The 4,637-nt window shown below is 55.0% G+C and carries 6 protein-coding genes and 1 pseudogene; 3 read left to right on the forward strand and 4 right to left on the reverse strand.

What is annotated here, in order from left to right; translation table 11 throughout:
- The 3 genes from JF616_00005 to JF616_00015 form a co-directional block, all read left to right on the forward strand.
- Nucleotides 1-875 (forward strand): hypothetical protein (locus tag JF616_00005; protein MBW8886113.1); only part of this gene is annotated, 875 nt, incomplete at its 5' end.
- 277 nt (nt 876-1,152) lie between these two features.
- Nucleotides 1,153-1,686, forward strand: coding sequence for a transposase (locus tag JF616_00010; protein MBW8886114.1), 534 nt, complete (start codon nt 1,153-1,155; stop codon nt 1,684-1,686).
- Nucleotides 1,658-2,212, forward strand: a complete 555-nt coding sequence (locus tag JF616_00015) for a transposase (GenBank protein ID MBW8886115.1) — start codon at nt 1,658-1,660, stop codon at nt 2,210-2,212. The genes JF616_00010 and JF616_00015 overlap by 29 nt, the downstream gene beginning before the upstream one ends.
- Before the next feature lie 249 nt (nt 2,213-2,461).
- Here the strand turns inward: JF616_00015 and JF616_00020 are convergent.
- From JF616_00020 to JF616_00035, 4 genes and pseudogenes are all read right to left on the reverse strand, one after another.
- Nucleotides 2,462-2,581, reverse strand: a pseudogene (locus tag JF616_00020) (DDE-type integrase/transposase/recombinase).
- A 162-nt stretch (nt 2,582-2,743) separates the two neighbouring features.
- Entirely contained in the window at nt 2,744-3,019 is a 276-nt protein-coding gene (locus JF616_00025) for a cadherin-like domain-containing protein (GenBank protein ID MBW8886116.1), read from the reverse strand.
- A gap of 26 nt (nt 3,020-3,045) precedes the next feature.
- A complete protein-coding gene (locus JF616_00030; GenBank protein ID MBW8886117.1) occupies nt 3,046-3,873 on the reverse strand; it encodes a hypothetical protein in 828 nt (275 codons plus the stop codon).
- 60 nt (nt 3,874-3,933) lie between these two features.
- Nucleotides 3,934-4,637, reverse strand: a 704-nt coding sequence (locus tag JF616_00035; GenBank protein ID MBW8886118.1) for a hypothetical protein, incomplete at its 5' end; no start/stop codon positions are given.

Below are 4,637 nucleotides of genomic sequence, written 5' to 3' on the forward strand. Positions count from 1 at the left end.
CGATCAAAGGCGCGGCTGCCACGCAAAAAAATTACGCTAACAACGTGTACTTTCCTCGTCAAAATCCGTCGCGCTGCACCTCCGATATGACGACGTGCCCCGTGACTGAAACAGAGGGGATCAAGTACCAGGTAGGTGCCTGGCGCGCGGGTGGAAAAAATCCGGATTCGACGGAAGTAAGCCGGTTGCATGAGGATGGCGATCTTTATGCCGGCAATGGCGTGCCGGACGCGAATGGCAACCAGACTATCCTGCCTGGGGGAAATGGGTTTGGCACCGCTTATCCTGGTTTTAAAGGGTTCCGCGCTTTATCGAACTGGAGTTATCAGTACGGGAATCTGGCGGCATGGCTCACGCAAGACACGGTCAATATCAACGAATGGGCCGGCACCAACAATGAGCACAACAATAATCGCCGTGGCGTGGTGGCATTCGGCGATGTCACTGATCCTGCCGCGATTCCGACAACCGGTACGGCGAACTATTCCGGCTATGCCTACGGCTGGTACGCCAGCAATGGCACGGAAGAGGCCTCTTTCTTCCGCGGAGACGCAACGCTCACCGTGGATTTCGCTACGCGCAAGGTGACCATCACGTTCAAGGACACGGCGACCTACAATTCGGACGCTACTCCAGTGCCAGTCACGCTCACCGCCACCACGACGATGGGCGCAGCAGGCGGAAACGTTGCTCATTACATGACCGGCCCAGTGACCAACGACTCGCTCAAGGGCGGAATCAGCGGTCGCTACTTCGGCCCAGTGGTTACGAGCACCGCGAACGGCACGGGTCCTGCGGAAGTCGGCGGCGCATTCTCGCTGTCGAATTCGACGACCGGCGCAACAGCAGTGGGGGGCTTCATCGCTCGCAAGTAGTACTAGTGTGCCTGCCATGCGAATTGCAAGAAAATGCCTCAAGCCGCATGACTGCATTCTTGTCTGAAACCCCTGCTTCACCTTGTGTGACTCGTCACCCGGGTGGGGCAGGGAATTCGCGGCGCACTGCGCCTGCGTAACAGCGTTCCCTTGCAGGGGAACGCTCCTTCCTGGCACTGTCCTCCCTCAAAGAAACCCGGTTCGCCTCCTAAGCAGGTAATCAGAATTTTTTTGACATAAGATCAGTTCATGATATCGATGCCATGAGCGAGTAATCATGAACAGGGAAAAATTGACGCGCGCCGAGCGACGGAAACTGGCGAGTGTGTTGCGGCAGACCCGTGACGTGCGTCAGTATCGACGGGCGCTCGCCATAATGCAGACCGACAAGGGCTGGACGGTTTCCGAAATCGCGCAGGAGCTTCAGGTAAGCCGTCAAAGTGTTTATAACTGGGTCTCGGCGTATTGGCATACACGTGATGTGCGGGAACTGTCCGACGCGCCGCATTCCGGGCGGCCTCCCCGCTGGTTCGAGGAGGCGGGGACGTTGCTCGAGTCGCTCTTGCAAAGCTCGCCGCAGGATTTTGGCTACTTTGCGACTCAATGGACCGCGCCACTATTGCGGGAACAACTGAGCCACAGTACCGGCTACTCCTGTTCAACGTTGACGGTGCGTCGTGGTCTGCATCGATTGGGCTATATGTGGAAACGTCCCCGGTACGTGCTTGTGCCCGACCCGGAGCGAGAGAAAAAAACGCCAAATTCGCCGCGTCGTCAGTGGCTTGCCAAAGCGCAGCGTATTGTTGGTTGAAGATGAAACGGATTTGCTGCTGTTTCCACCGTTGCGGGCGACATGGTCGCCGCGCGGGCAGCCGGCGCAGGTGCTGCTGACAGGCTGGAATGCCAAGCGGGTGGTGTTTGGCGCGATGAATCTCGTGACCGGACACCGCCTGATTCACGTTCGCTTGCACCAGCGCGCGGCGGATTTTCAGGCGTATTTGCGGCTCGTGCATGAACATTATCGGGGATGGCGGGTAACGATGCTGCTGGACGAAAATCCGAGTCACACTGCGCAAGCTTCGCGAGGACTGGCCGACAAGCTGGGCGTGCGTTTGCTCTGGTTGCCAAAACGCTGTCCCGAGCTCAATCCCATGGACACCTTGTGGGGACAGGCCAAGGACGTGATCAGCGCCAACAAGCAATATGCATCCATTGACCAGCAGGTCGATTTGTTCATCTCGTATTTGTATAGTCTGTCGAACAAGGAAGCACTACGCACCTCCGGTGTCCTATCCAGGCACTTTTGGCTGCATCGGATTTTGTCAAAAAAATTCTGATTACCTGCTTAGTCTTGGCCTGCATCGTATTTATCATTTCGCTTTCACCTTCACGGGTATTCTTAAACAAACGAAGCTAAAGTTCCACAGAATCAGTAAATCAGCCGCATTTCGGTTCTGTCGCATTAGCGAGCGCAAGACGGAATTGGGGCAGATGCGTTCAGTCGTCCCTCAAGCTGGACGGATTTGTTCTGCCAAGGCATAAAACTGGTCGGCGAACGCCATCGTTTCGCTCCCTTCCATAGTGCATTGACCTTTGCGGATCATGTGCATGAGTTCGATGCCGACCAGGATGCTCCTGGCCGCTTGAAACGATTTGAAACCGGGCATCGACCGTGTCACCCGTTTGATGGCGCGATGATCCTGCTCGAATGCTGTCTCACACTCTTTTTTAAAAAGCTGGCAGTCTACCTGACTGCCTTCATGTCTCGCTAATGCGACAGAACCGTATTGCTGCCGTCCTTGTTGCGCGTCAACGTGCCGTACGCAGGATTGACAAAGGCGAGGCTCAGCACATCGCCCTTGACATCGCTAACCAAGGCTGCTGAAGTCGATCCGCACACTGCTATCCTTCTGCCGCTTGAAGCAGGCGTTCTGCGCAACCGGCACATCGTTCACCGCAGTGACAGTGATGCTGACGGTAGCCAGACTGGAATCGGCGCTGCCATCGTTCGCCTTGTAGATGAAGCTGCCGGTGCCGTAGAAGCCGGTTTCTGGGAGGCGGTTGAGCGAGCCGTCGCCATTGAAGCTGACTGTGCCGCGAGCCGGGTTGGCAATCACGCGGGCCGTAAGCCTGACGTTGGCCACCCTACTCGTCGCAACATACGGAGTGCCTACAAATTCACCTCTTGTTTCTTTCGCACTTGTCTCCGCAGGATCAGCGCAGCTACTACACCAGCAGCAAGCAAGGAGGAAGAGCTGGGAAGAGGAAGCTGAGTACCTGAACCCGTAGCGACATTGGAAAAATTCAGTTGAAATGCAGTGTCGATACCATTAGTCCCGTCCGTCGCAGCAGGGTCCCACTCAAGATAGTGCCGCCAGGACGATTGCTGGTCAATGCGTAATACGAGTTCGCCACCCGTATAGGCATCCAGATAAACTCCCTGACAGCACATGCTTGCGTCATAGGCCATTCCCCAACCGGCATTCTGCAAGGAGTTGTTTAAAGTGGCTGACAGTACCGCGACATAGCGATTACCTGAAACAAGGTTAAGCCCGCCAGTGGCAAAGTCGAAACGTTGAAAGCCAGTGGCTGGATTGGCCAGGCTGCCATCGAAAAACCTTGGTGTACTGGTAAAGAGCATACTGCCAGTGGTGGACATCCCATTCCATTGATAGATGGCCGCACTGAAATTGACTGGCGCGAATCCTTCTGTCAGGTAAAACGAAAAGGAATCGAGCCGTGAGTTCAGCGCAGGAGCTGTGAACGTTTGACCGAACTGCTGAAAGGTTTGAAAGGAAAACGAAGTATCCTCGCCTAACGAATAAAACGCACCCATTGTAGCGGGATCGGCTGTGTTGATGACCGTTGCGTGACTTGGCAAAGAGATGCCGGCTGCGACTCCTCCTGCGATTGCCGCCACTCGCATTTGTTTTAATAAAAATGTCATTTTATTTTTACACTCCCCCTGATAATAAAAGTTATTCCTGATGTTACGCATGCTCACCTCTCCCACTTGCGGAAGTTGGGAAAGAGGGCAAGCGGAGGAGGCAAGCGGGAATCATTTATTCAATGAAACCTTCAGTCCCGTCTGTTTGACGAGATCCTGCCCGGCCTTCTTACCCACCTGCAAGAAATCGTTCAGCCACAATCGATGACGGCGCTTGGCTTTCAGATCTTCCGATTCATCACTGAAATCCATCGGCAGACCAAACGAGGATTTACCCCAATCGATTGCTGGCATCGATTTGTCGTTTGGTGGGGGCATATGGTTCCATTCATCCCGCCTCATTCTTGGCAGCAGCCTCGGGATCGCTCTTTCCTGGCGTTCTTCCTGCCGCAAGACTGAACGAACAATGATGCGTGCGCTGTTGTCCGGTTCAGGCGGCAGCGGCACAGGCTTGTTCAGTGAAGTGGAATTGACTTTGCCTTCCGCCTCCATCCTGCCATCCGTTTTCTCTACCTGGAAGTACGCATCGACCATCTCCATGGTCTTGCCTTGCGTGGTGGTCGCCTGCGCATGTTCAATCAGTTGATTGCCATTCTGCATGGTAGGCTTGATGACAAAGCGCAGATTCAGCGAGGCGATCCCGTGGTCGCTCAGTGAACGCAGTTCTCCGGCATCGGTGGCATGGTTGCTATTGCTGTCTTGCCAGATCCTCAGTTCATTGAAGCGGATATCTTGCGCATCGACCACCCCGTCCTGGTTGGAATCGAACGCAGCCAAGGCGGCAAAGCCTTGGCCCACCTCGCCGCCAAACAGTT

The organism is Fibrobacterota bacterium (genome assembly GCA_019509785.1).
Taxonomy (GTDB): domain Bacteria; phylum Fibrobacterota; class Fibrobacteria; order UBA11236; family UBA11236; genus Chersky-265.